Source organism: Vibrio sp. V09_P4A23P171 (assembly GCF_963875615.1).
GTDB classification, from domain to species: Bacteria; Pseudomonadota; Gammaproteobacteria; order Enterobacterales; family Vibrionaceae; genus Vibrio; species Vibrio anguillarum.
This window is the reverse complement of sequence record NZ_CAWNMR010000029.1, coordinates 1-23687: the sequence shown is the minus strand read 5'-3', so window position 1 is coordinate 23687 and position 23687 is coordinate 1. Positions and strand designations below refer to the sequence as shown.

General features: G+C 45.1%; 25 protein-coding genes. 13 read left to right on the top strand and 12 right to left on the bottom strand.

What is annotated here, in order from left to right; genetic code table 11:
* Positions 1-300, top strand: a 300-nt coding sequence (locus tag AACT23_RS10310; RefSeq protein ID WP_276206486.1) for an IS4 family transposase, incomplete at its 5' end; no start/stop codon positions are given.
* Between the two features lie 53 nt (positions 301-353).
* Here the strand turns inward: AACT23_RS10310 and AACT23_RS10305 are convergent.
* Genes AACT23_RS10305 through AACT23_RS10295 form a run of 3 tightly spaced genes read right to left on the bottom strand, consistent with a single transcriptional unit; the run spans position 354 to position 2732 of the window.
* A complete protein-coding gene (locus tag AACT23_RS10305) occupies positions 354-986 on the bottom strand; it encodes a YdcF family protein (protein WP_019280856.1) in 633 nt (210 codons plus the stop codon).
* Positions 979-1809 (bottom strand): NAD(P)H-binding protein, encoded by an 831-nt coding sequence (locus AACT23_RS10300; RefSeq protein ID WP_094127058.1) that lies wholly within the window; start codon positions 1807-1809, stop codon positions 979-981. The genes AACT23_RS10305 and AACT23_RS10300 overlap by 8 nt, the downstream gene beginning before the upstream one ends.
* A gap of 32 nt (positions 1810-1841) precedes the next feature.
* A complete protein-coding gene (locus AACT23_RS10295; RefSeq protein ID WP_010318618.1) occupies positions 1842-2732 on the bottom strand; it encodes a LysR family transcriptional regulator in 891 nt (296 codons plus the stop codon).
* 96 nt (positions 2733-2828) lie between these two features.
* Between AACT23_RS10295 and AACT23_RS10290 the strand changes: the two genes are divergently transcribed.
* Positions 2829-3272 carry a PACE efflux transporter gene (locus tag AACT23_RS10290; protein ID WP_094127056.1) on the top strand — a complete coding sequence of 148 codons (444 nt, stop codon included), beginning with the start codon at positions 2829-2831 and terminating at the stop codon, positions 3270-3272.
* 64 nt (positions 3273-3336) lie between these two features.
* On the opposite strand, the gene AACT23_RS10285 is transcribed toward AACT23_RS10290, so the two are convergent.
* The gene (locus AACT23_RS10285) at positions 3337-3570 is read right to left on the bottom strand and encodes a TIGR02647 family protein (RefSeq protein ID WP_010318620.1); all 234 of its coding nucleotides are present in this window, start codon (positions 3568-3570) and stop codon (positions 3337-3339) included.
* A 302-nt stretch (positions 3571-3872) separates the two neighbouring features.
* Between AACT23_RS10285 and focA the strand changes: the two genes are divergently transcribed.
* The 7 genes from focA (at position 3873) to AACT23_RS10250 (ending at position 12806) form a co-directional block, all read left to right on the top strand.
* Positions 3873-4727 carry a formate transporter FocA gene (gene focA, locus AACT23_RS10280; protein ID WP_026028023.1) on the top strand — a complete coding sequence of 285 codons (855 nt, stop codon included), beginning with the start codon at positions 3873-3875 and terminating at the stop codon, positions 4725-4727.
* A 629-nt stretch (positions 4728-5356) separates the two neighbouring features.
* Positions 5357-5533 (top strand): trimethylamine N-oxide reductase system protein TorE, encoded by a 177-nt coding sequence (torE, locus tag AACT23_RS10275; RefSeq protein WP_010318622.1) that lies wholly within the window; start codon positions 5357-5359, stop codon positions 5531-5533.
* Between the two features lie 51 nt (positions 5534-5584).
* A complete protein-coding gene (gene torC / locus AACT23_RS10270; protein WP_094127054.1) occupies positions 5585-6769 on the top strand; it encodes a pentaheme c-type cytochrome TorC in 1185 nt (394 codons plus the stop codon).
* A 24-nt stretch (positions 6770-6793) separates the two neighbouring features.
* On the top strand, positions 6794-9256 hold the full coding sequence (torA, locus tag AACT23_RS10265; protein WP_013857047.1) for a trimethylamine-N-oxide reductase TorA: 2463 nt from the start codon (positions 6794-6796) through the stop codon (positions 9254-9256).
* Between the two features lie 205 nt (positions 9257-9461).
* On the top strand, positions 9462-11198 hold the full coding sequence (locus AACT23_RS10260; protein WP_094127052.1) for a glycoside hydrolase family 36 protein: 1737 nt from the start codon (positions 9462-9464) through the stop codon (positions 11196-11198).
* A 210-nt stretch (positions 11199-11408) separates the two neighbouring features.
* Positions 11409-12314, top strand: a complete 906-nt coding sequence (locus tag AACT23_RS10255) for a manganese-dependent inorganic pyrophosphatase (protein ID WP_017044675.1) — start codon at positions 11409-11411, stop codon at positions 12312-12314.
* 99 nt (positions 12315-12413) lie between these two features.
* Positions 12414-12806, top strand: coding sequence for a DUF2750 domain-containing protein (locus AACT23_RS10250; RefSeq protein ID WP_010320150.1), 393 nt, complete (start codon positions 12414-12416; stop codon positions 12804-12806).
* 72 nt (positions 12807-12878) lie between these two features.
* On the opposite strand, the gene AACT23_RS10245 is transcribed toward AACT23_RS10250, so the two are convergent.
* The 7 genes from AACT23_RS10245 to pspF form a co-directional block, all read right to left on the bottom strand.
* Positions 12879-14318 (bottom strand): hypothetical protein, encoded by a 1440-nt coding sequence (locus tag AACT23_RS10245; protein ID WP_094127050.1) that lies wholly within the window; start codon positions 14316-14318, stop codon positions 12879-12881.
* A 398-nt stretch (positions 14319-14716) separates the two neighbouring features.
* Positions 14717-15505, bottom strand: coding sequence for a peptide ABC transporter ATP-binding protein (locus AACT23_RS10240; RefSeq protein WP_094127048.1), 789 nt, complete (start codon positions 15503-15505; stop codon positions 14717-14719).
* The gene (locus AACT23_RS10235; protein WP_010320232.1) at positions 15502-16497 is read right to left on the bottom strand and encodes a peptide ABC transporter ATP-binding protein; all 996 of its coding nucleotides are present in this window, start codon (positions 16495-16497) and stop codon (positions 15502-15504) included. Before AACT23_RS10235 ends, AACT23_RS10240 begins: the two co-directional genes overlap by 4 nt.
* The gene (locus AACT23_RS10230; protein WP_013857042.1) at positions 16497-17384 is read right to left on the bottom strand and encodes an ABC transporter permease subunit; all 888 of its coding nucleotides are present in this window, start codon (positions 17382-17384) and stop codon (positions 16497-16499) included. The genes AACT23_RS10235 and AACT23_RS10230 overlap by 1 nt, the downstream gene beginning before the upstream one ends.
* Positions 17371-18333 carry an ABC transporter permease gene (locus AACT23_RS10225; RefSeq protein ID WP_013857041.1) on the bottom strand — a complete coding sequence of 321 codons (963 nt, stop codon included), beginning with the start codon at positions 18331-18333 and terminating at the stop codon, positions 17371-17373. The genes AACT23_RS10230 and AACT23_RS10225 overlap by 14 nt, the downstream gene beginning before the upstream one ends.
* A complete protein-coding gene (gene sapA, locus AACT23_RS10220) occupies positions 18333-19952 on the bottom strand; it encodes an ABC transporter substrate-binding protein SapA (RefSeq protein WP_094127060.1) in 1620 nt (539 codons plus the stop codon). The genes AACT23_RS10225 and sapA overlap by 1 nt, the downstream gene beginning before the upstream one ends.
* 96 nt (positions 19953-20048) lie before the next feature.
* A complete protein-coding gene (pspF, locus tag AACT23_RS10215) occupies positions 20049-21056 on the bottom strand; it encodes a phage shock protein operon transcriptional activator (RefSeq protein ID WP_176428617.1) in 1008 nt (335 codons plus the stop codon).
* A gap of 230 nt (positions 21057-21286) precedes the next feature.
* Between pspF and pspA the strand changes: the two genes are divergently transcribed.
* From pspA to AACT23_RS10195, 4 genes are read left to right on the top strand one after another with little or no spacing between them, the layout of a single operon-like run.
* Positions 21287-21955 (top strand): phage shock protein PspA, encoded by a 669-nt coding sequence (pspA, locus tag AACT23_RS10210; RefSeq protein WP_026027628.1) that lies wholly within the window; start codon positions 21287-21289, stop codon positions 21953-21955.
* A 15-nt stretch (positions 21956-21970) separates the two neighbouring features.
* Positions 21971-22204, top strand: coding sequence for an envelope stress response membrane protein PspB (pspB, locus tag AACT23_RS10205; RefSeq protein ID WP_026027627.1), 234 nt, complete (start codon positions 21971-21973; stop codon positions 22202-22204).
* Positions 22197-22586 (top strand): envelope stress response membrane protein PspC, encoded by a 390-nt coding sequence (gene pspC / locus AACT23_RS10200; protein ID WP_017043965.1) that lies wholly within the window; start codon positions 22197-22199, stop codon positions 22584-22586. Before pspB ends, pspC begins: the two co-directional genes overlap by 8 nt.
* Positions 22587-22641: 55 nt before the next feature.
* On the top strand, positions 22642-23232 hold the full coding sequence (locus AACT23_RS10195; protein WP_013857035.1) for a DNA-3-methyladenine glycosylase I: 591 nt from the start codon (positions 22642-22644) through the stop codon (positions 23230-23232).
* A gap of 68 nt (positions 23233-23300) precedes the next feature.
* On the opposite strand, the gene AACT23_RS10190 is transcribed toward AACT23_RS10195, so the two are convergent.
* On the bottom strand, positions 23301-23687 hold a 387-nt coding region (locus AACT23_RS10190; protein ID WP_176428616.1), incomplete at its 5' end, for a PLP-dependent transferase.

Below are 23687 nucleotides of genomic sequence, written 5' to 3'. Positions count from 1 at the left end.
CGGTTGCTCCAGTTGAGATTTATGAATGAATCAGATGAGTTATCTAAGAGCAGTTGTGAGCCGATATTAAAAGGCAAAGCATGGAAGCTAATGTGGCTAAAGCTAGAAAGAAAAGGGCTACCGAAGGAAGCTCCGGACATATCATGGGCTTACAGAGGTATTGCTCGATTAGGGGGTTGGAAGAATACAAAGCGAACGGGTCGTGCTTCTATAAAGACATTATGGCAAGGATGGTTTAGGTTACAAACCATCCTTGAAGGGTATGAACTGGCTAAGTCTCTTGATTCACCAGACTTGTGATCAAGAGACAGGTTTAAGCCTCCCTATCTATTTTGTATGCCCCACAACTTGTGTTACCACTCAAATTGACTCAGAACTTGGTAAGCAAGTGTCACATCGTCAGGGATCGGTTGCTCAATCTGAAATCCTTGTGCTGGGTAGTCGCGGACTCGCACAAAATCGTCTAATAGTGCACTCAGTACAACATCAACGGTGAAATCCTCATCAAGATAATCGAAAAATGTCTCTCCGCTTGAGGTCACTATTAATGACTCAAATGGGGCTGGCCACTGCTGAACAAATGTGGCGTAGGCACGACGTTCCATGAAGGGTTTTTGAACCACAATAATACGTTGCGCAGTGATCGATTTTTCTGCCAATAGATGATGACTAAATCGTACATTTTCTCCAGAGTGAGTCGCCTCTTTTTCCAGTAAAATCGCGTGGGTTGGTACGCCACAATCTTTGGCTATGTCAGCAAAGGTTTCTGCTTCGCTTTTAGCAAATTTACCCTCAGTAAAACGCCCTTGTCCGCCAGAGAAAAGAAGGTAGGGAGCCAGATTTTGTTGGTACAAATGTGCAGCATACTCAGCCACGCGCAAATCATTGCTGCAAAACACCATAATGATATCGGCCGCGACGAGCTCATGCTTCATCTGCATGTACTGCCACAAGGTTTCAATGTGTTGGTAGAGATGTTTACTCATTCAGTGCCAGTGCCTCTAACGTGTGTGAATAATGAAATTGATAGCCCAATTGGCTCAGCTTGTTGCTTAAGATACGTTTGTCTGCAATATCGACAATTGGCGGCAATGGTGAGTCTAGCTCGGCGGCCGCCAACGCGGCTTGATAAAACTCAGCTTTATTCACGGTTTTTGGTGTGGTGGCGTTAACGACCTGTTTGGAGAGTTTTTCGCTGGCAAAAATCAGTGCACCAATGGCGTCTTTTTGATGCAACATATTAGCTGGTGCAAGCTTGCTGACTTGCGCCAAACGCGCTGCAAATCGTGAGGGATGACGGTTTGGTCCGATCAAGCCACTACAGCGTACAATGACATAATCCAGCCCTGAATCGATAACGTGTTGCTCGGCTTGCAACATGATTCGTGCTCCTTCACTGAAGTTTGAGTCATTTTGCGCCAGTGACAAGGAGGCATGCTGTTCACTCATTGGCTGTGCCATGTCAGGATAGACGCTGGTTGAGCTGACCATGACGATTTTACGCACATTAGCAAGCTTTGCTTGTGCGACTAAATGCTGCCACTGCTGCGCATACTCTTGCCCTCTTCCCTTGCGAAAACCGGGTGGAAAGCTGCCTATCACAATCTCACTTTTTTGAGCAATAAAATGCTGCGATAAGCTTTGGTCGCGCAGAGAAAGATCGCACACAAAGCCTGTGATGCCATGTTGCGTTAACTCAAGCATTCCTGCCGTTTGGGTGCGGCTGGCGTAGACCTGGTGGTTTTCGGTAAGAGCTTGCGCTAGAGGAAGGCCTAGCCAACCTGCGCCAATGAGGGTAATGGTGCTCATAAAATGTACATCCTGTATTGATTGTATGCCGATCAGGCATCGGTGAGTGGACTAAGCTGGCGCAACAACTGCCTGACCATTTTATGGATAGGATCGGCGCTCATGCGCTGGTGCTGAATGACATCAATGTTGGTATACCAAGCCAGCTGTTCAAACTCAACAGGGACACGCACTAATTTCCCCATCGCTTGTTCACTTTCGGCTAAATAGCTTGGCAGCAAACACCATCCTAAACCGCTTAACGCCATCTCTAATAATAGATAGTAGTTATCGGCGTACCATATCTCGGGGCTAAAGGCTTGATGGAAACTGCTGGTTTTATGGCTGCGTGAGCGGATAACGAGTTGGCGATGCAATCTTAGCATATCGATATGGGGCGCTTGATGCTGAGCCAATTCATGCTCTGCGGCCACATAAACATCAAAACGGATTGAACCGACATTTTCAAAATCAAGGTTATTCGGTAAGGCCAATTCACTGAAGATGATCCCACAGCTAGCGCGACCTTGTTCCACCATCTCAATCACATCGGTACTTGATGCACTTAAACATTCAATTTCAATGTGTGGAAACTGTGTGGCTAACTGTTTGAATAAATGGGTTAACCCTTGTAACGGGATCCCTTCATCCATCGCGAGCGAAAGCTGTTGATTGGGTGATGAAGCAAGCAGTTGTGCTTGTTGCGCTAAGCGTTGATGTTGCTGCAACGTCGCTTGCGCATACGGTAGAAGTCGTTCGCCTTGCGCGGTTAATCGTGGATAACGGCCGGAGCGATCAAACAGTTCTACACCGCAATCAATTTCTAAATTGATGATGTGTTGGCTAACGGCCGATTGAACTTTGCCCAACTGTCTTGCCGCGCCGGAGAAAGAGCCACTCTCAACGGTTGCGGTGAAGGCTTGCAACTGATCAATACTCAACATATCTCATTTACCGATACTATCTAACTTTTTAGTATCTTCAATATAGATGAAAATGAGTCCATTCAACACCTCAGACGAAGAATAAAGAGGAGAAAAATGATGTCAATGAGAGAGCTGTCGATGAAAGAGCGCCTTTTCCATGCAATAACGTTTGAAGTGACCGCATTAGCGTTAATTATTCCAATCTCCGCATTGGTGACAGGGCAGGGAACGGGGGATTTAGCCATGATATGTATTGGTTTGAGCCTATTTGCCGTAGCGTGGAACTATCTATACAACGTTTTGTTCGACCGAGTGTTTGGTACCAACCGATTAGCGCGTACGGTTAGCTTACGTTTGTTACACACGACCGGTTTTGAAGGTGGGCTCATCTTTATTTCTATTCCGGTGATCGCTTGGGTTTTAGACGTATCGATGTGGGATGCATTGATTTTGGAAGCTGGGTTTCTGACCTTTTTCTTTATCTACACCACACTGTTTAACTGGGGATATGATCGAATTCAGCCCTATCAACGTTGGATTGAGCGAATGGCCAAATAAAGAAGGGCGGTTTTTTAAAGGGGCAAGGCAGCCAGCAGAGTCTCGGCTGCCTTTGCAGGCTAGATTAAGAGTTCAAAACGCGCAGCACGCGCTCTGCATGCTCGGCCACTTCGATGCCTTCATCCGTCAAATAGCCACCATCAGGTAATGTACATAGACCTTTTTCGTAAAGACGTTGAACGGCGGATTGCATGTCGTCAGACGCATCATTGCGGACTTTAATGCCAGTCGCAGCGCTGCTTAAATCAAATTGGAGGAGTAGATTGAGCTCGGCGATATTTTGTTGAGTAAATTTCATCTCGACACCTATATAGTGAATGATTTTTTGTCACCATAGATGGCGGCGCTGTTGGCTGCAATCAGTTGTTGTAAGAAATGTTATCTGCAACCAAATTGGGGATATTTCACACAGTTATATTCATCATTGGCTTGCAAGAGAGTGGCTATCCATAGACGCTGGATATGGGCTATCAATAAATTTTTATGATTTTCATCACGCTAAACACATTTTTTGTAAACATGGAAAATAGCTCTTGAATTGTCATAGGAATGGAGCGATTATCCGCGCCTTATATAACTTGTTTCAAAATGTTACTTGCCATGAACTTAAACCAATTTGATTCCCTATTGCCACCGCAAATGGCAGAGCGCGCCGCAGAAACTGGCGTTGGAAAAGCGACGAAAGATCCGATGAAGTCTTTCCTTCTTGCCATTTCTGCTGGCATTCATATCGGTATTGCTTTCGTTTTTTACACTACAGTGACGACAGGAACTGGCGATATGGCTTGGGGTCTGAGCCGTTTTATCGGCGGCTTTGCGTTTAGCTTAGGTCTTATTCTGGTGGTGGTCACCGGTGGTGAGTTATTCACTAGTTCAGTGCTGACTTTGGTTGCACGTGCGAGTGGCAAAATTTCTTGGAGCATGTTGATTAAAAACTGGGTCATCGTCTATTTTGGCAACCTTGCTGGTGCGCTGATGCTTGTCGCTTGTATGCTTGTTTCCAAACAATATATGTTTGATGGTGGACAAGTTGGCCTCAATGCGATGGCCATTTCTCAGCATAAATTGCATCACGAGTTTATGCAGGCAGTAGCGCTTGGCATTATGTGTAACGTGTTGGTGTGCGTGGCGGTCTGGATGACTTTCAGTGGTCGTACCTTGACTGACAAAATTATGGTGATGATTTTACCTGTCGCCATGTTTGTCGCCGCGGGTTTTGAGCACTGCATCGCTAATATGTTCCAAGTTCCGATGGCAATTGGTATCAAATATTTTGCACCCGCTGAGTTTTGGCAGATGACGGGTGCCAATATTGCCGACTACGCAGACCTTAACTTAATGGGTTTTTTGATCAATAACCTATTACCCGTGACGATTGGCAATATCATCGGTGGGGGGGTTTTTGTTGGCATTTGGTACTGGTTAATTTACCTTCGAGATGGATCTCACGAATAACTCCTTATTGAAGAGATGATCTTAGAAGCGGCTTTAAGGGCCGCTTTTTGTTGTCATCTCTAAACCATCACCTTAGGTGGTGTTGACTGCTTCTGCTAGTGTTTATTCACTATTTATACCTTTAAAACAGCTTATCCACATTTTCTGTGGATAAGCTGTTTTAAAGCCAGTGTGTAAGATCAATTCTATCAAGAAGTGCACAAAAACCCAGCAGTGGGCAGTGCATCATGCACTGAAGTGGGGCGAATATAATACCGATTCCTGAGCGGTGATCGACATCTAACCATCCCTCATCTTATTAACAATGGCGTTACATTTCGGTTGTCATTTGAGCGTTTAGCGGGAAGAAATTCGTACCTCAATCCTATCTTGCAATTCATTTTGTTTCTTTTTTAACGTTTATGAAAAGAAATTAAACTGACACAACTACTCACATTTCTATACATAAATTCTTAATCAAACACAACTCCGTGTGAGCTCAAAAAAGTAGTGGATTCCTTGCTATATAAGGTAGGAATCGATTGAACCCTACAAAGAGTATGGTCTAACATTTCGTATCAGAAATGGTAATAAGCTGAGCTCTGTCGTCGAGCTGCTCAAAATGACTGAAATACAAAACAGGCAAATGTATGAGTGATGTTAATAAAATAGAGAGTAATGAGAAACGTTCGCTTGAGTGGAAGTCTTTCCTCTTAATCACAGTGGTTCTCTTTCCGATCTTAAGTATCGCCTTTGTCGGCGGTTATGGATTCATTGTTTGGATGCTGCAAGTGTTCCTCTTTGGTCCTCCTGGTGCGCACGGTTAATTCCACGGTTCACCCGTAATCCTTTTGATCGAAAATTTAAGAGAGCGAATCATGAAATCATTGTTAGTCAAAATTTGGCGCACTATGACTCGTCCAGCCGTGCACATCAGCCTTGGTGTGCTCACGATGGGCGGTTTTATCGCCGGTGTGATTTTCTGGGGCGGTTTTAATACTGCACTGGAAGCCACCAACACAGAAGCATTCTGTATCAGCTGCCACACAATGCGCGACAACGTTTATGTTGAGCTGCAAGAAACCGTGCACTGGAAAAACCATTCAGGCGTACGTGCCACTTGTCCAGACTGCCACGTACCACACGAATGGACCGCTAAAATTGCGCGTAAGATGCAAGCCTCTAAGGAGGTATTTGCGCAAGTTTTTGGTGATTTAGGTACCCCTGAAAAATTCGAAGAGCGCCGTATTGAATTGGCCAAGCATGAGTGGGAGCGCTTTTCAGCCAACAACTCATTGGAATGTAAAAATTGCCACAATTACGATTCGATGGATTTCGAACAGATGTCGGCAACCGCGCGTATTCAGATGAAACAAGCAGCGGAAAAAGATCAAAGTTGCTTAGATTGCCATAAAGGGATCGCCCACAACCTGCCTAAAAATATGGATAGCTCAGGCGGACTGATTGGCGAACTAGAGCTGTTGGCATCTAAAACCGATTACTCGGTCGGCAAGCAAGTGGTGAGCGTTCGCTTCTTACCTATTTATGAAGATGCGCAAGCCAAAGTGGAAGCAGGCCTTCTGAACCCAGCATCGGCAGTCACGGTATTGGATGAGAAAGGAGAGATGATTCAAATCGAAATTGATGGTTGGCGCAAAGCAAAAGGCTTTGGTCGTGTGATCCAAGAAGATTTTGGTATGAACATCGCTGTGGGCTCCTTGATGAAAGAAGCGGCACAAAATGATGCAATCGTCACTGTTGGTGAAAAGCGTGTCGATGATCTCACCGGTCTACCTTGGGAAAAAGTAAACGCGAAAGTGTGGATGAAAAAACAAGCCATGCTCGATAGCGTGGATCCAATTTGGGAAAAAGCGGGTGAGGCCTATAAAACGAACTGCTCTGTCTGTCATAGCCAACCGGATGAAGCGCATTTTGATGCGAATACTTGGCCGGGCATGTTTAACGGCATGATGGCATTCGTCAACTTCGACACAGACAGCGAAGCGTTAGTCTTGAAGTATCTACAAAAACACTCTTCAGATTTTGCTGAAGGTCACCATTAATCCACGTCAAACGGAGTTTTAAATATGGCGATTACACGAAGAAGTTTTCTTAAAGGTGTAGCAACCACCAGTGCGGCGTCGGTTATTGGGCCAAGTTTATTGGTCTCGACATCGGCTAACGCGGCAGAAACAACAGGCAGTTGGAAAGTATCAGGCTCTCATTGGGGTGCATTTCGCGCACATGTGTATGGCGGAAAAGTACAATCGGTCAAGCCGCTAGAGTCAGACACGCACCCCACTGATATGCTCAACGGAATCAAAGGCATTATCTATAGCCCATCACGAGTGCGTTACCCAATGGTTCGCCTTGATTGGCTCAAAAAACATAAATACAGCGGCGAAACACGTGGCAACAACCGTTTTATCCGCGTCACTTGGGATGAAGCGTTGGATCTGTTTTATCGTGAACTTGAGCGCGTACAAAAAGAGTACGGCCCTTGGGCGCTGCATGCAGGACAAACGGGTTGGAACCAAACGGGGTCATTTCACAACTGTACAGCGATGATGCAACGCGCTGTAGGTATGCACGGTAACTTCATCACTAAAGTGGGTGATTACTCAACAGGTGCAGGCCAAACCATTCTTCCTTACGTGTTAGGTTCGACAGAAGTGTATGCCCAAGGAACCTCTTGGTCGGAAATTCTTGAGCATTCAGACAACATTGTTTTGTGGGCGACCGACCCGGTAAAAAACCTGCAAGTTGGCTGGAACTGTGAAACGCACCAATCCTTTCCTTATCTTGATCAGTTGAAAGAAAAAGTGGCAAAAGGAGAGATCAACGTTATTTCGGTTGATCCAGTCAAGAATAAAACCCAGCGCTTCTTAAACAGTGACCATTGGTACATTAACCCACAGACTGATGTGGCGTTTATGTTGGCGGTGGCACATGTGTTGTATAACGAAGATCTGTATGACAAGGCGTTCATCAAAACCTATTGCTTAGGATTTGAACCTTTTATTCAGTACGTTCAAGGCGAAACGAAAGATAAGATTGTTAAGTCGCCAGAATGGGCCGCCGAGATTTGTGGCGTAACAGCCGATAAGATCCGCGAATTTGCACGTATGCTCGTTAATGGCCGAACTCAGTTACTGTTTGGTTGGTGTATTCAGCGTCAAGAGCATGGCGAACAGCCTTACTGGGCTGGTGCGGTTGTGGCGGCGATGGTTGGTCAAATTGGCCTGCCAGGCGGGGGGATCTCCTACGGACATCACTATTCTGGTATTGGGGTCCCATCAACCGGTTTTGCCTCGCCCGGCGGTTTTCCACGTAACCTAGATACGGGTTCAAAACCGAAATGGGACAACGAAAACTACAACGGCTACAGTAAAACGATTCCTGTTGCCCGTTGGGTCGATTGCTTGCTAGAGCCGGGTAAAGAGATCCGCTACAACGGTTCGAGCGTAAAACTACCTGATTACAAAATGATGGTTATTTCAGGCAATAACCCGTGGCATCATCACCAAGATCGTAACCGAATGAAGAAGGCGTTTCGCAAGCTTCAAACCGTCGTCACGATCGATTTTGCTTGGACGGCGACTTGCCGTTTCTCCGACATCGTTCTTCCTGCCTGTACTCAGTTTGAGCGCAATGATATCGATGTATACGGTTCTTATTCGGGCAAGGGTTTGATTGCCATGCACCGCTTGGTTGATCCTTTGTTCCAATCGCGTACTGACTTTGAGATTTTCACTGAATTGACGCGTCGCTTTGGTCGCCATGAAGAGTTCACTCGCGGCATGGATGAGATGGAGTGGGTCCGTTCGCTCTATGACGAGTGTAAAAAAGCCAACGTGGGTAAGTTTGATTTACCAGAATTTGAACAGTTTTGGCAGCAGAGCGTACTGGATTTTGGTGAAGGCCAACCTTGGGTTCGCCACGCCGATTTCCGTAAAGACCCTGAGATAAACGCATTGGGTACACCGTCTGGCTTTATCGAGATTACGTCACGTAAGATTGGGCGTTATGGCTATGAACATTGCCAAGATCACCCAATGTGGTTTGAAAAAACCGAGCGTTCGCACGGTGGCCCAGGTTCAGATAAGCATCCATATTGGTTACAATCTTGTCACCCAGATAAGCGTTTGCACTCACAAATGTGTGAGTCAGAAGAGTATCGCGCGACCTATGCTGTCAATGGCCGTGAGCCCGTGTATATCAACCCAATCGATGCGAAACAAAAAGGCATTAAAGCAGGGGATTTAGTTCGCGTATTTAATGATCGCGGCCAGCTATTAGCTGGTGCCGTCTTAAGCGATGGCTACCCGCGCGGCGTGATCCGCATCGAAGAGGGGGCGTGGTATGGCCCGTTGAATGAAAAAGAGGGAGCTATTTGCACCTATGGCGATCCAAATACACTCACACTCGATGTCGGTTCATCTGAGCTGGCGCAAGCCACTTCAGCCAATACTTGCATTGTCGATTTCGAGAAATTTACTGGTAAAGTACCACCAGTGACGTCATTCGGTGGACCAATCGAAGTGGCGTAATTCCGTCATTAGCTCAACGAAACGCCAGCAAACATGCTGGCGTTTTACTTGTCACATCCAAACTTGTACCTTGGGCGTTCTCATTGTTGAATAAAACAGCATACGGAGCCACGTCAAAGAGAAAACGTGATCAAAACAACTTACATGTAACGCGAATTCATTAGACACTGCCAGAACAACAATTTGTACTTTGTACTGAGGTGTTATGACAACGATCACTCTGCCATGTCATCGAGAAGTTGAGTTACTTCAACCGGATTTGATTGCCCAATTGCAAGGCGATGAGATCAGTTTTTCCTATTCAGGAATACATAACTCGCCCATTTCCGATCACTACTCGCTGTTTCGCACTCTATTTGACGTTGAATCGGACGCACGAGTGATTGGTGACGGTTTTCAAATGCTAGCGCAAACTGCAGGTTCGCCGCATCATCCGGTGGATGTGGGGCGTTGCCCTGACAATAGCTTGAGCTACCGGATTTACCCGCTGCAAGACAGCCAACGTTATTACAACACGCTGGTGATTGAACAATCCACCGGATACCAACTGTTTGGTTTTACCTCTTGCCACCGTTTTGCTGGCTATTTTGAAATTCTTGAGGAAAGGACGGGCACCTATTTAGTCGCTTCCATTGACGGCGAGCAGACCCATCCACAAGATTGGACAAATAACAGTTTAGAATCCGTCGTTATTTTGCAAGGTGATTCATTATCAGGTTTGTATCAACAGTATGCGCAATATATTAGTTGTCACCATACGCCGCGTGCTGGTGTGGCACAACCTGCGCCCGTTGGATGGTGTTCATGGTATGCCTATTATGCCGATGTTAATGAACAGCACATCCTAACCAACCTTGCGGCAATGCAAGGAGAACTTTCGGGGCTAGAATGGGTGTTGCTGGATGATGGCTATCAGGCGTTTATGGGCGATTGGTTGACGCCGTCCGATAAGTTTTCTCGTGGTGTTAAAGCGCTGATCCAAGAGATTAAACAAGCGGGCAAAAAACCCGCAATTTGGCTCGCTCCCTTTATCGCACAAGCTGAATCTCAATTGTTTAAGCAACATCCAGATTGGTTTGTACAAAATGCTCAAAGACAACCACTGAAAGCCGAAGAAATAACCTACGGTGGCTGGCGCTGTACACCTTGGTATGTGCTGGATGGCTCTCATCCTGACGTGCAGGAATACTTAACCCATGTGATTAAAACCATGAAAGAAGAGTGGGGGGTTGAGCTGTTTAAGTTAGATGCGAACTATTGGGGAGCACTTAAAGGACGGCGTTATCAGTCGGGAGTGACGGGGGTTGAAGCGTACCGTTTAGGGATGCAGGCGATCGCCGAAGGCGCGGGAGAGGCATGGTTACTTGGATGTAACGCGCCGATGTGGCCGTCACTGGGGCTGGTGGATGCCATGCGTGTTTCGGACGATGTCGAGCGTTCGCCACAGCGCTTTGAACAAATCGCTAAAGAGACCTTTTATCGCAGTTGGCAGCACCGCAAGTTATGGCAAATTGATCCTGATTGCGCAACACTGACGTCGCTTGCGAATCAATCGACCGATCGCGTCAGCTATGAATTTCATCGCAATGTATTGCTTGCGTGTGGTGGTTTATTGCTTTCAGGTGATCCACTCCCAGAATTGACCTCTTTTGCTAAGCAGAGCCTAAATAAGTTAATGATTAGGCGCAAACACAACCAAGATGCGGCTAAGCCAACTTCATTGGCTCTCAATCACCTATTTTTAAAGTTAACAGAACGCAATGATCTGCACTGCTTATTCAATTACCAAGGTGAGGCGTGTGACTATACCTTAACAGCGAGCCAGCCAGTGGATTGGTACGACTACTGGACAGGAGATAAGCTTTCGCCAGAGCCAGTCAAAGTATTTGAAGTCTCCTTGGCAAGTGGCTTAACCAGCCGAGCAGTGATTACCTCTTGTTAGTGGAGTGCCCTTGTTAACAGAGTGCTCTTGTTAAGAGTGCTCAGGTTAACTGAATGATTCGGGGTAGCGGAATGCTGCGCTAAATTAGCCATAATTTCTTAACCACAAGTCATGACAAATTCTGAAAATCAGGTAAAGTATCGGCCTTTGTGAGCAATCTCGCCTATCACCTTCGATAGGCCATCAAATAGCATTAAAATAGGAAGAAAGATGATTTTCGTTGTCGGTCATAAAAACCCAGATAGTGATAGCATTTGTGGTGCATTAGTTGCTGCTGAATTACTTAAAGCACGTGGTCTAGAAGCAACGCCTGTTCGTCAGGGTGAAATTAACCGTGAAACTCAACACATTCTTGCAACAGCCGGTGTTGATCAACCTGAACTTCGCACTAGTGTAGCGGGCGAAAAAGTATGGCTTGTGGACTATACCGATCTTGCGCAAGCACCTGATGACATCAACCAAGCGGAAATTCTCGGTATTGTTGATCATCATCGCCTAGGTGACGTAATGACAGTGAATCCGCTAGAAGCGTGGATTTGGCCAGTCGGTTGTACCTGTACTATCTTGTTCAACCTATTCAAGATGGAAAATGCACCAATCACACGTCCTTTAGCCATATTGATGATGTCTGCGATTTTGTCTGACACGGTCGGTTTTGCGTCTCCAACGTGCACACCAAAAGATAAAGAAGCTGTGCTGGCACTGGCTGAAATTGCTGAGGTTGAAGACCTTGATGCCTTTATTAAAGCGCTTTTGATTGCGAAAACAGACATTGAAGGTTTATCTGCCGCTCAACTTGTTGAGAAAGATTTGAAAGCTTACCCATTCAACGGCCGTGATGTGGTGGTTGGTCAAGTGGAATTGGCAACGCTTGAACAAGTCGATGGCATGATTGACGCCATTCAAGCAGACCTAGTTCGTCGCTGCGAAGAGGAAGGCCTTGCGTTTGCCGCCGTGATGTTGACCGACATTACCACCGCGCAGACCCGCCTTCTTTATACTGGTGAATGGGCTGAAAAACTGGCCAAACACGAACAAGATGGCATGTTGATGATGGAAAATACCTTAAGCCGTAAGAAACAAGGTTGGCCTTGGCTGCAAGCTGAATTGGCTTAATCCTTTTATCATCTTATTGTTTAAGATTCTAAATTTAACGCCTGCAGTGCTACACTGTAGGCGTTTTTATATTCCCCAACTTTCGCATGGAGCCGGGCTATGGCAGACGCATTAACCACCGAACAGATAGAAACAATCAATCGCTATAATGAAGAAGAACGTTTTAAATACTGCATTAAAGCCATTGTTGCAAACCGTGAAGTTTGGATACTAAAAGATGAGCACGGTTGTGTCATGCTCAACACAGAAGAAGATGATTGTGTTCCTGTGTGGCCTAACCAAGAGTTTGCCAAGGCATGGGCAACAGGCGAGTGGCAAGCGTGTGAAGCGGAAGCGATCTCTTTGAACAAATGGCACAGCCGTTGGACTTCGGGCCTAGAAGAAGATGAACTGTCGGTGGTAGTGTTCCCCAATGAGAATGAAGAAGGCGTTGTGTTATTTCCCGACGAGTTCGATTTTGAATTGAAAAAGCAAGCCAGTAAAACGCGCTAACTCAAAGAGCTTCTGATAGAAGCTCTTTTCTGTTCTATTGGCGCGCTAATCCCGAAAGAAATAGGTTCCAGATTAACGAGTTATCTGGCTATCCGAATGTCTATTGATGGATAAAAAATCACGAATTTGAACGTCTGCTCGCATAGATGATAACTTATCGTTCAATGAATCCCACGCTTGTTTCTGGTCGAGATTTTGAGAGGGAGTGTTGTCGACATTTGGAGCAAATTTATACGTAATTGCTCGGCCAGTCGGCTCCCTGCCCACAACCATTTCGTCTATTTTATTTGTTAAACCGATATTTCCATAACTTTCGGCCATCTTCTTTACTCCTGCAACTAAAGGAGCTTTCCAAGGTTGCACATTATAATAAGGAAACTCGCCTTTGAAAGAAATATACTCGCTTAATGATTGATCACCGCTAGCCATACTAGATTTAGACAATAACATCAGGTCAAGAAATATATTCTTAGGTAACGATAACGTCAGTACAATGTTGACATTGCGCTTGCCTTTTCCATTTAGCTTAAATAAAGGCTTTAAATTGCCAGATTTAGAGTTAAGGTAAGAGATGCTAGCTTTTCCAAAAAGAGACGGGTTATCCAATCCCAACTCGGCAGATTTAATGCCAAACATTCCCTTAAGATCTTTGGGAATATTATTATCGTAACAACGAAAAACGATAATATAGTTGGAGTCAACCGAATCTCCTTTTGTATCAGTTAACGTATTAGAAATAAAAACTTGAGCACTCGTTACCTGTGTATTGTCACTAATGTAAGCAAGATGAATATTACTATCTTTCTGGATGTCTATATTATATCCATCCAAAAGTTTAGCTATTTCAGCATCGGCTCTGTCCTTTACTTTGTTGACAGTATCATTATCAACAGGTAAATAACCTATCGCCCCTTCTGCGAAGCCGAGTTTGTATGTTTGAACATCACTAAACCCTTTAGCATCGAGCATATCTTTACGCGCTTCCAACGATTGACTACATCTAGCCAGTAGATCCATTTCTTCTAAAAGAAGCACTTTTCCTTTCGCAAAGTTAAATCGTCCACACACATGATCAATTACCATCGATAATTTGTCTGTGGGCAATATCCCAACAGGACAGACAATAAAAATAGGATCAATGAACTCTTTTATGTCATGACTATTAGAGCTAGAGGATATATTTCGGTATTGGTCGATAGAAGAGCGATCTACATTGATAGGTATAATGGATGCTCGGCCTCCTTCCTCAACAACAATACGAGATATTCTATTTGCCAAGGCATGGTCACCCCCTCCTGACATATATGGATTGAGTATCACAACATCTCGTCCCTTGGTTGGCGCACTCGCCTCACTATGAACAGCTGCTGTGGGGGAAGTATCCAATAATGGTATGCATTGCACATGTTTGTGAGTAACTGACTTTACTGTTAACGGCAACTTATTTTCTGCGGTTGCCACAGGAGATGCTATACGATTACAAGCAGCAGATGATGGAATATTAGGGAACATATTCATTATTCCGAGGTCTAGGTTGATATAATTATCATCATACAAAAACTAAAAGTAGCCGCTTACGGAAAATTTCTGTTTTTTTATGAATTCTACGAGGCGTTACGATTAATTAAACAAAAGTGGCGGGGAAAAAAATGTAGCCTTCACCGAAAAACTGGTCGTTAGCAACTGGTTTTTTCCGTTTACACTGAAATGAAGCATCACAGATAGCCTTAGAAAAACTATTGCTACCGAAGTGTTAGGCGGTAGGAGGAGAGCTATTCGCTAACGAAAGCAATTCCCTCCCCTTTGAGGGGAGGGTTAGGGTGGGGTGAACACCGTCAATCCTCCCCCTAAAAGGGGGAGGAACAGTACAATATCGTCGATATTGTCTTCCGACCTTACATACAGAGCGGCTATTTAAAGCTGGGCGCTTTGTTGAAGTGGCTCTCAATCATTCTTTGAGTGATGGGATGAGTTGGATTAGACAATACTTCTTGTGTGTCACCCGATTCGACTACTTCGCCTTCGTGCATCACCATAATTTTATCAGTAATGTGTTTTACAATTCCAAGGTGTTGAGAGACATACACAAACGAGACACCCATCTCTTCTTGCAGTTCTAGAAACAAGTTAATCATCTGTGATCGCATTGCCATGTCTAACCCGTTTAATGCTTCATCAGCCACAATGATCGACGGTTGTAGAATCAGTGCTCGTGCCAAGCAAATCCGCTGTTTTTGCCCGGTGGCGAGCATTTGCGGGTAGAAGTAGGCGTGCTCTGGCAATAACCCAACGCGCAATAGCGTATCTTTCACGCGCTTCATGCGCGCTTCCGGTGGCATATTGGTATTTCTTTTGAGCGGCCCTTCTAGAATACGACCAATTTGAATTCTTGGGTTGAGTGATGTGTTCGGATCTTGAAAAATCATTCGAATCAGCTTACAGCGCGTGGAGTAATCCTTGTGTTCCAATAACTCTCCATTAACGCGTATCTCGCCAGCAGAGGGTTCAACCATCCCTGCAAGCATTCGTGCCAATGTCGATTTACCAGAACCATTTTGGCCAATAAAACCAATGGTTTGTCCCGCTTCTAACGTAAAGCTAACCGGTTTGACTGCATGCTGAATTTTCTTGTGAAACAGACCTGAACGAGTAATGAAATCTTTAGTTAACCCGTTCACTTCTAATAATGATGCACTCATGACTGTTGCTCCATATTGAGTGGGAAATGACAGGCAAACTTATGATTTTTAATACGTTGTGGATACGGTATTTCAACGCATTGGCGCTGAGCATAGGGGCAGCGAGGCCCCAACCGGCAACCAATTGGTAAATGTTGCAAGGGTGGAATGGAACCCGGTAAGGATTGCAATTTTTCTTTATGCGGGATCCAATCACTAAAATCAGGCATCGCTTTCAGTAGTGCGGCCGTATAAGGGTGTTTGGGTTCACTCAATATTTTCTGGGTATCGGCTGACTCAACAGACTGACCGCAGTACATCACTGTAATACGGTTAGCCCATTGGGTAATGGTGGTTAAGTCGTGGCCAATCAATAGAATCGTGGTGTTATTGACCTGATTCATCCGGCTGAGCAGGCGCAATATCTGTGATTGGGTAATGGGGTCCAAATCGTTCGTTGGCTCATCAGCAATCAAAATTTTTGGTTTGGTTGCGATGGCCATCGCAATCATTACCTTTTGGCATTCACCATCAGTTAGCTCATAGGGGTAGCTACTCATGATGCGCGCGTGCTCTTTGATTCCTACTTTATGTAAAAGGGCAATGGCTTGTTTTTTACGCCATGTAAAACGCTGCCACCATTTGCCTTCAAATGTGCGTGATGGAATTGATTCAATCAGCTGTTTTCCCACTTCATCTGAAGGGTCTAAGCAGGTTGACGGTTCTTGAAAAATCATCGCGATGTCGCGGGCAATCACTCGCCGGCGTTCGCGCGGCGTCAGCTGAAGTAGATCAATGTTACCTAAGCGCATGCGGTCGGCGGTGATGGTCCAATTATCTTTGCATATTCCTACGATGGCTTTAGCCACCAAGCTTTTTCCTGATCCGGATTCTCCCACCAATCCGCGAATTTCGCCTTCGTTCATGGTTAAGCTCATGCGATCGACTGCTTTTACCATGCCTTGTGGCGTATCAATTTCGATGGTGAGATGGCGAATATCTAATAATGGCATTATTCCACCCCTGCATTCAGAGCTTGTCGTACACCTTCACCGACTAAGTTGATGATGATCACCGTAAACATAATCGCTAAACCGGGGAGAGTGACTGTCCACGGTGCGAGGTAAATCAGCTCAACTGAATCACCTAAGATGGTGCCCCATTCGGTGCTTGGTGCTTGAGCACCCAAACCAAGAAAGCCCAAAGCGGTGATGTCTAAGATGGCAATGGATAACGCGAGTGTTATTTCGTTGGCGATGACAGCAAGTACATTGGGTAAAATGGAGTTCCACAACAGATAAAAGTCATTGGCACCATCTAAACGTGCGGCGAGGATATAGTCTTTTTCTACTTCGTTGTGTACGGCAATATACACCGAGCGAACAAAGCGAGGAATGAGTGCCAAACCAATCGCAAGCAAAATATTGAACTCGCCAAAACCGAGCAGTGCCACAAAAATAATGGCAAGCAGCAACGATGGAATCGACATGACCGTGTCGAGTAAGTGGTTCAATGTACTGGACAATAATCCTTTGGTCATGCCTGCCATAATGCCGATAAAACAGCCGATCACAGCCGCGATAGCGGTGATTAAAATAGCGGCAGCGAAGGTGTATTGGGTACCATCAATCAACCGTGACAAGATATCTCGGCCTAAATCGTCGGTACCTAAGAAAAATTCGACAGTACCCGCAGGATCCCAAGAAGGCGGTATTAATAGGTTGCTCGTTTGCAACTGCGGATCATGAGGGGCTATCCAAGGAGAGGTGAGGGTAATCAACACAATGAGTCCTAAGCACCACAAGCCAAACATCGCCAAACTGTTATTGCGATAGCTGCGCCAAAACCGCTCAAACTGAGTTGGAATATGCTCTTCCTGATAAATATTATTTGTTAGCATACCATTCCTTTCTTACCAGCGGGTTAACCATAGCGCCAATCAAATCAGACAGAATGTTTGCTGTGAGAACGAGCGTACCAACTACGATCACGCCGGCTTGAATGGAGACATAATCTTGGTTAGATAATGCATCGAGCAGCCAACGGCCGATTCCCGGCCAGTTGAAGATGGATTCAGTAATAATTGCCAACGTTAACATACTCGATAACTGAACCCCGAATTTAGGAATAATAGGTGGAATTGCATTTCTCAGCACATGCTCGGTGACAATTTCGTAATCACTTAAACCCTTAATTCGAGCGGCGCGTATATAGTTCTGAGCCATTACATCGGCCACCGAAGAACGCATCAGGCTCACCACTTGTGTCGTTGGTGCTAGAGCCAGTACCAAGCAGGGTAAAATCATATGTTCAATAACACTTTGCAAAGCATGAGCACGGTAGTTGCCTTCAGCGAAAAAAGCATCGATCAGAGCGAAACCTGTCACGTGTTCCACTTGGTAGAGTAGATCATAACGTCCTGAAACAGGAAACAGCTCATAATGCAGTGAAAAGACCATGATCATTAGCAAAGCTACCCAAAATAGCGGTGCTGAATAGCCGGACATTGACGTGAAGGAGATGACGGTATCAATCCATTTACCTTGCTTCATTCCTGCGAGCGTACCAATAGGGAGACCAATTAACAAAGAGAGAGTAAAAGCAATAAGGCATAACTCCAGCGTTGCTGGAAAGACCATCGCCAGTTCGTCCACAATCGGGACACCACTGTGATTGACGCCAAAATTCAGTTGCAGTAGTTGCCCTAAATAGGTTGACCAACCTGACCAAAATCCATGAGCAGTTAGAGGCGACTGTGGATCTAAGCGCAGCAGTGCAAACCCGACCATAGTCAAAATGAGTAACGTGATAATAAATAAGTTGAGTCTGCGTACCGTATATAAAAACACTATTCGATCCTCTCAACCGTATTGAATGGTTGTACATTAAATGGGCTGAGTCTAAAGCCCGTTAATGTTTTGCTATACGCTTTAAATTGCATGCCGTGTGCCAATGGGATAACCGGGAACTCTTCGTTTAAAATATTTTGTGCCTGTTTGTATAAGTTAAGGCGATAGCGCGACTTGTCTACTTCCAAGGCCAAATCGAGTAGAAAATCGAAATCACTATTGCACCACATCGAGGCATTGAGCCCTGAGCGATCTGAATTACATGAGAGCAGTGGACGCAAAAAGTTATCTGGGTCTGCGGTATCGCCATTCCAGCCCGTTAAAATCAGATCAACGTTGGCGTGCTGGGTCAAATTTGAGCGATCGAGCCGGTCTTCCGTGATGATATGCAATGTAATACCAATGTCGGCAAGGTTAGCGTTAATTAACTCGGCGGTTTTACGTGGGCTTGGATTATAGGCATGAGACTCTGCAGGAACAGACATCGTCAATTCCAAGTTGGCGTAATAGCCAGCCTCTTTAAGTAATGCGATCGCGTAGTTACGATCATAGCGAATTTGAATACTGTCCTTTTGATAGGCCCAAGAGGAGGGGGGAAGAATGTTATAAGCAATACTTCCTGTACCGTAATAGACCGAGTCCAAAATATTTTGGCGGTTGATCGCAAAATTAAGCGCTTTACGCACGCGAACATCACTGAGCGCAGGGTGAGAGGTATTCACAGCAATATAAGACACGTTCATCGCAGGCTTGGCATCAAGCTCTATTTCCGATTGCTGCTTGATAATAGGGATTTGGCTTGAAATAGGCGAGCTGAGCACATCGCATTCATGGCGTAGTAGTTTGGCGAGTGTCCCTGTGCCTCGGTTGGAGACATCAAATACGACTTGTTCCATCTTCGCCACGCCATTCCAATAAGCGCCATGACGACGGAGGCGGATAAGGTCATTCACTTTAAATTCGTCTAGATAAAATGGTCCGGATCCAACAGGATGGCTGTCGATCATGCTTTTTTCATCTTCAATCACTAATTGATTAGCATACTCATAGGAGAGTATGACAGCATGACTGGTGGCGATATTGGATAAAAAGGAGTTGTCGGGACGGCTGAGGGTAAATTTAACCGTGAGTTCATCCAGAGCTTGAACATCGATCAGCAAGTTTTTGAAATCAATACCCGCAAACCATGGGTAGACGCCACTATTGACGTAATGAAACGGGTTGGTTGGGTCAATGATTCGGCGAAAGCTGAAGACCACATCATCGGCATTAAGAGCGCGAGTCGGTGTAAACCAAGCGGTTGATTGAAATTGAACGCCATCGTTTAGCTTGAATGTATACTCTGTACCTTGTGGATTCACTGTCCAACTCGTGGCCAGACTTGGTATCGGTTGTAAGGTTTCTGAATCCAATTGCAACAGCGTGTCGTAAATCTGTGGGCTGAGAGCTTCAGACGTAATGCCGCTCTCAACCAATTGTGGGTTAAAAGTGGTGGGATTGCCGTGACCACAATATACGAATCCGCTCTGGCGAATTTTACTATGGTCAATTTGTTCGCTACAGCCTATCAGTAGGCTAAAGCTGCATATTCCTAGTGCGAATCGTATCAATGTTTTCATAAAGAGAAATAACTGTGAGAAGTAAGGCAAACAAAGCTAATCATTATGCCTCAAAATCCTGATAATCTACCATTTTTTGTTGATCTAAACCTAGGGTTAATCATCATTGCTGCCGACGAGTTGATATTTTCTCACCATACCTCTCAATTGGTGGTAGCTCAAGCCGAGTAATTCTGCAGCTTGTCTTTGATTAAACTTACTGGCATTGAGCGCGGCACTCAGTAGTTGTCTGTCCTGATCCTCCTGCCACATTTTGTAATCCATCGGAAATTCAAAGCCAGTGGTGTAAGTATGGCGATCTGTGGAGAGATTGCCAGTAAGGTCATCTGGTTTGTGCCACTCATTAGCAAAAGGGTTAAAAACCAAGTTTTCAATCGGATGGGAGGCCGTTCCGTGTTGATAGACAGCACGCTCCACGACATTTTTAAGTTCACGCACATTTCCCGGCCACAAGTAGTGTTGAAGCTGATCTGCCGCTTCTGCACTAAACCCGACAAAGAGCGCTAAGTTCAGTTCACGGCACATCTTAATCGCGTAATACTCAGCAAGTGGCATAATATCTTCTTTTCGCTCTCTTAGCGGTGGAAGCTGGATCACATCAAAGGCCAGTCGGTCGAGTAAGTCAGCTCGAAACTTTCCAATTTCAGATAATTGTGGAAGATTAGCATTGGTTGCGCAGACGATACGGACATTCGCATTAAGCCGTTGGCTACCGCCGACACGTTCGTAATGTCCATATTCAATCACTCGAAGTAGTTTCTCTTGTACAGCAAGCGGCGCGGTGGCGAGCTCGTCCAAAAAAAGAGTTCCACCTTCTGCCCGTTCAAATCGTCCTTGGTGACGTCCTTTGGCTCCGGTAAACGAGCCTGATTCATGACCAAAGAGCTCAGAGTCAATTAACCCTTCACTCAAGGTTGAACAGTTTAACGAAACCAGTGGTTGGTCCCAACGTTTGGAAAGATAGTGTAAGCGCTGAGCGATTAACTCTTTGCCCGTTCCCCGCTCGCCAATAATTAATACCGGCCTATCAATCGGTGCAAGCTTAGAGACTTTATCCAGTACCGATAAAAATTGAGGCGCTTCACCCAGTAAGTTTTGTTGCATGTTCACTCTCCACACTGTGATTGAAAGGGTGGTTAAATTCACCAACTCTTGGCGAAAATCATCATAGCACAGTAATCTTATTCTATGAGATATTATCTAATTTATTGATTATCAATAGATTTATATATGGCATGAAACTTGGTTATCTCTTCTCGTCTTAACGTTTTGAGCGATTCAAAATAGCTCACCAATAACTACATCGTCATGAACAACTAATCAGGAGATTGAACATGGGTATTTTTTCTCGTTTTGCCGATATCGTAAACTCGAATATCAGTGCACTGTTAGATAAAGCGGAAGATCCTGAAAAGATGATCCGCTTAATCATCCAAGAGATGGAAGACACCTTGGTGGAAGTACGCACCAATTCGGCCAAAGCTATTGCGGATAAGAAAGAGCTCGCGCGTAAAGTGGATTCTATGGCCTCTCATATTGAAGATTGGCAACAGAAAGCGACCTTGGCGCTTGCTAAACAGCGTGAAGATCTCGCTCGCGCTGCTTTAATTGAAAAAAAGAAATTGCAAGAAATGCAGAAAGGCTTGCACACTGAACAAACCTTGGTAGAAGAAACTATCGATAAATTGACTGGGGAAATCGGTAAGTTAGAGGCCAAAATTGCCGAAACACGGGTGAAGCAACAAGCTTTGGCACTTCGTAGCCAAACTGCGCACAACCGTCGTGATGTGCAACGTCATTTGCATACTAGCCGTACTGATGAAGCGATGGCGAAGTTTGAACAGTACTCGCGTAAAGTCGATGAACTTGAAGCTGAAGCCGATCTCTACGCTATGTCTGGTAACGCTAAGTCACTCGACCAAGAATTTGCTGAACTTCAAGCGCAAGATGAAATTGAACAAGAGCTAGCAAAACTGAAACAGCAAATGGACAAAAACCAATAACGAGGAGTGGCATATATGTCATCATTTTTTATCGCAGGTCCACTGATTGTCTTTTTGATTTTTGTTGCACCGATATGGCTTTTTCTGCATTACAGAGGTAAACGACATAGCAGCAACTCATTGTCACAAGAGGATTTAGAGCGGATTAAAGCGTTATCTGAAAAAGCGGAAAAACTGCAAAGCCGTGTTGAAACCCTTGAACGCATCTTAGATGCTGAATCACCGACTTGGAGGCAAAATCATGGCTAGCCGAGAACTCTATAAAGATCCGGTCAATGGCAAAATAGCTGGCGTATGCGCTGGGCTTGCTAATTATCTTGGGTTAGAAGTTTGGTTGGTGCGTATATTGGTCATCTCGGCTGCACTACTCGGTGGCGGTTTTTTAGTGCTTTTAGCTTATATGGCTTTGATGCTGATGTTAGAAAAGCAGCCTACTCAGTATGTTGAAACGCTAAAAGCCCAACGCGAACATACATTGAAGAATAAGCCTTGGGAGCAAGGACAAACCGCCGAAGCTTTGCTGGCGACATTGGATCAAGATTTAACTCAAGTGGATCAGAAAATCCGGAAAATGGAGGCTTATGTCACCTCTGAAGCATTTAAAGTCAATCGTGAGTTTAATCAGCTTTAAAAAGCAAAGCTAGGGCACGTAGGTTTGCAGTGCCATTGTTCAACTGACACCGCAAATGAAGGTAAGGGTAAGGAAACAAAAAATGAAGCATCATACAGAAATGACTTGTGCATGGGCGATGAATCACCCTTTAGAGCGCGATTATCACGATAATGAGTGGGGCATTCCCGTTTACGATGATGTCAAGTTGTTCGAATTTTTGACGTTAGAAGGTGCGCAAGCTGGGCTGAGCTGGATTACGATTTTGAAAAAGCGCGAAGGTTATCGCTTAGCCTTTGACGGTTATGATCTTGAAAAACTGGCTCAGTACGACGAAACGCGGGCACCTTACATTATCGAACATTTCGATGTGGTGAAGCACAAAGGAAAAATTGCCTCTGTCTATTCCAATGCACGAGCGGCTTTACTGTTGCAGCAAGAGTATGGTTCCTTATCCAAAGCATTGTGGCAGTTTGTGGATGGTCAACCAGTGCTCAATCATTGGCAGCAGATGAGTGATATCCCTACATCGACGCCCACGTCTAAGGCGATGAGCCAATTTCTAAAGAAAAAAGGCTTCAAGTTTATTGGCGAAACGATTTGTTATGCTTTTATGCAGGCGGTGGGTATGGTGAACGATCATTTGGCTGATTGCCCCAAGCGTTAATTTTTCAGGGTAACCTAATATGCAAAAGACCGCTGAAGATTCAGCGGCCTTTTGTTCTTCCGCTCATATTATGCACGCAGAGCAAGCTGTGCACTGTAGCGTTCTAATCCCGCTTTTAGATCAGCGATCAGATCGTCTACATCTTCAAGACCAATATGCACTCGAATCAGTGTACCTGCAAAGTGCGGGTGTGCGACGGTTCTTAAACTATCAAAGCTTTTGGGTTCATTAGCTAAAATCAAGCTTTCAAATCCACCCCATGAAAAGCCCATACTAAAATGTTGCATGCCATCGAGCAAAGCCGTCGTAGCTTTTGTATCACTGCTCTTTAATACAAATGAAAACAGCCCGTTACCACCAGTGAAATCACGCTGATAAAACTCATGTCCAGGACAAGTCTCTAACGCAGGATGGCGAACGTGATCCACTTCAGGTTGGTCTGCTAACCAGTGTGC

Excerpts from the sequence above, each read along its gene's own strand:
- sapA (WP_094127060.1), bottom strand. The coding sequence starts at position 19,952 with ATGAAAACATTGATACGATTCGCACTAGGAATATGCAGCTTTAGCCTA.
- AACT23_RS10285 (WP_010318620.1), bottom strand. The coding sequence starts at position 3,570 with ATGAAATTTACTCAACAAAATATCGCCGAGCTCAATCTACTCCTCCAA.
- AACT23_RS10235 (WP_010320232.1), bottom strand. The coding sequence starts at position 16,497 with ATGCCATTATTAGATATTCGCCATCTCACCATCGAAATTGATACGCCA.
- AACT23_RS10300 (WP_094127058.1), bottom strand. The coding sequence starts at position 1,809 with ATGAGCACCATTACCCTCATTGGCGCAGGTTGGCTAGGCCTTCCTCTA.
- AACT23_RS10195 (WP_013857035.1), top strand. The coding sequence starts at position 22,642 with ATGAAGGTAAGGGTAAGGAAACAAAAAATGAAGCATCATACAGAAATG.
- AACT23_RS10255 (WP_017044675.1), top strand. The coding sequence starts at position 11,409 with ATGATTTTCGTTGTCGGTCATAAAAACCCAGATAGTGATAGCATTTGT.
- AACT23_RS10245 (WP_094127050.1), bottom strand. The coding sequence starts at position 14,318 with ATGTTCCCTAATATTCCATCATCTGCTGCTTGTAATCGTATAGCATCT.
- pspB (WP_026027627.1), top strand. The coding sequence starts at position 21,971 with ATGTCATCATTTTTTATCGCAGGTCCACTGATTGTCTTTTTGATTTTT.
- AACT23_RS10290 (WP_094127056.1), top strand. The coding sequence starts at position 2,829 with ATGATGTCAATGAGAGAGCTGTCGATGAAAGAGCGCCTTTTCCATGCA.
- torA (WP_013857047.1), top strand. The coding sequence starts at position 6,794 with ATGGCGATTACACGAAGAAGTTTTCTTAAAGGTGTAGCAACCACCAGT.
- AACT23_RS10240 (WP_094127048.1), bottom strand. The coding sequence starts at position 15,505 with ATGAGTGCATCATTATTAGAAGTGAACGGGTTAACTAAAGATTTCATT.
- torE (WP_010318622.1), top strand. The coding sequence starts at position 5,357 with ATGAGTGATGTTAATAAAATAGAGAGTAATGAGAAACGTTCGCTTGAG.
- AACT23_RS10305 (WP_019280856.1), bottom strand. The coding sequence starts at position 986 with ATGAGTAAACATCTCTACCAACACATTGAAACCTTGTGGCAGTACATG.
- AACT23_RS10230 (WP_013857042.1), bottom strand. The coding sequence starts at position 17,384 with ATGCTAACAAATAATATTTATCAGGAAGAGCATATTCCAACTCAGTTT.
- focA (WP_026028023.1), top strand. The coding sequence starts at position 3,873 with ATGAACTTAAACCAATTTGATTCCCTATTGCCACCGCAAATGGCAGAG.
- AACT23_RS10250 (WP_010320150.1), top strand. The coding sequence starts at position 12,414 with ATGGCAGACGCATTAACCACCGAACAGATAGAAACAATCAATCGCTAT.
- pspC (WP_017043965.1), top strand. The coding sequence starts at position 22,197 with ATGGCTAGCCGAGAACTCTATAAAGATCCGGTCAATGGCAAAATAGCT.
- AACT23_RS10295 (WP_010318618.1), bottom strand. The coding sequence starts at position 2,732 with ATGTTGAGTATTGATCAGTTGCAAGCCTTCACCGCAACCGTTGAGAGT.
- AACT23_RS10260 (WP_094127052.1), top strand. The coding sequence starts at position 9,462 with ATGACAACGATCACTCTGCCATGTCATCGAGAAGTTGAGTTACTTCAA.
- pspF (WP_176428617.1), bottom strand. The coding sequence starts at position 21,056 with ATGCAACAAAACTTACTGGGTGAAGCGCCTCAATTTTTATCGGTACTG.
- torC (WP_094127054.1), top strand. The coding sequence starts at position 5,585 with ATGAAATCATTGTTAGTCAAAATTTGGCGCACTATGACTCGTCCAGCC.
- pspA (WP_026027628.1), top strand. The coding sequence starts at position 21,287 with ATGGGTATTTTTTCTCGTTTTGCCGATATCGTAAACTCGAATATCAGT.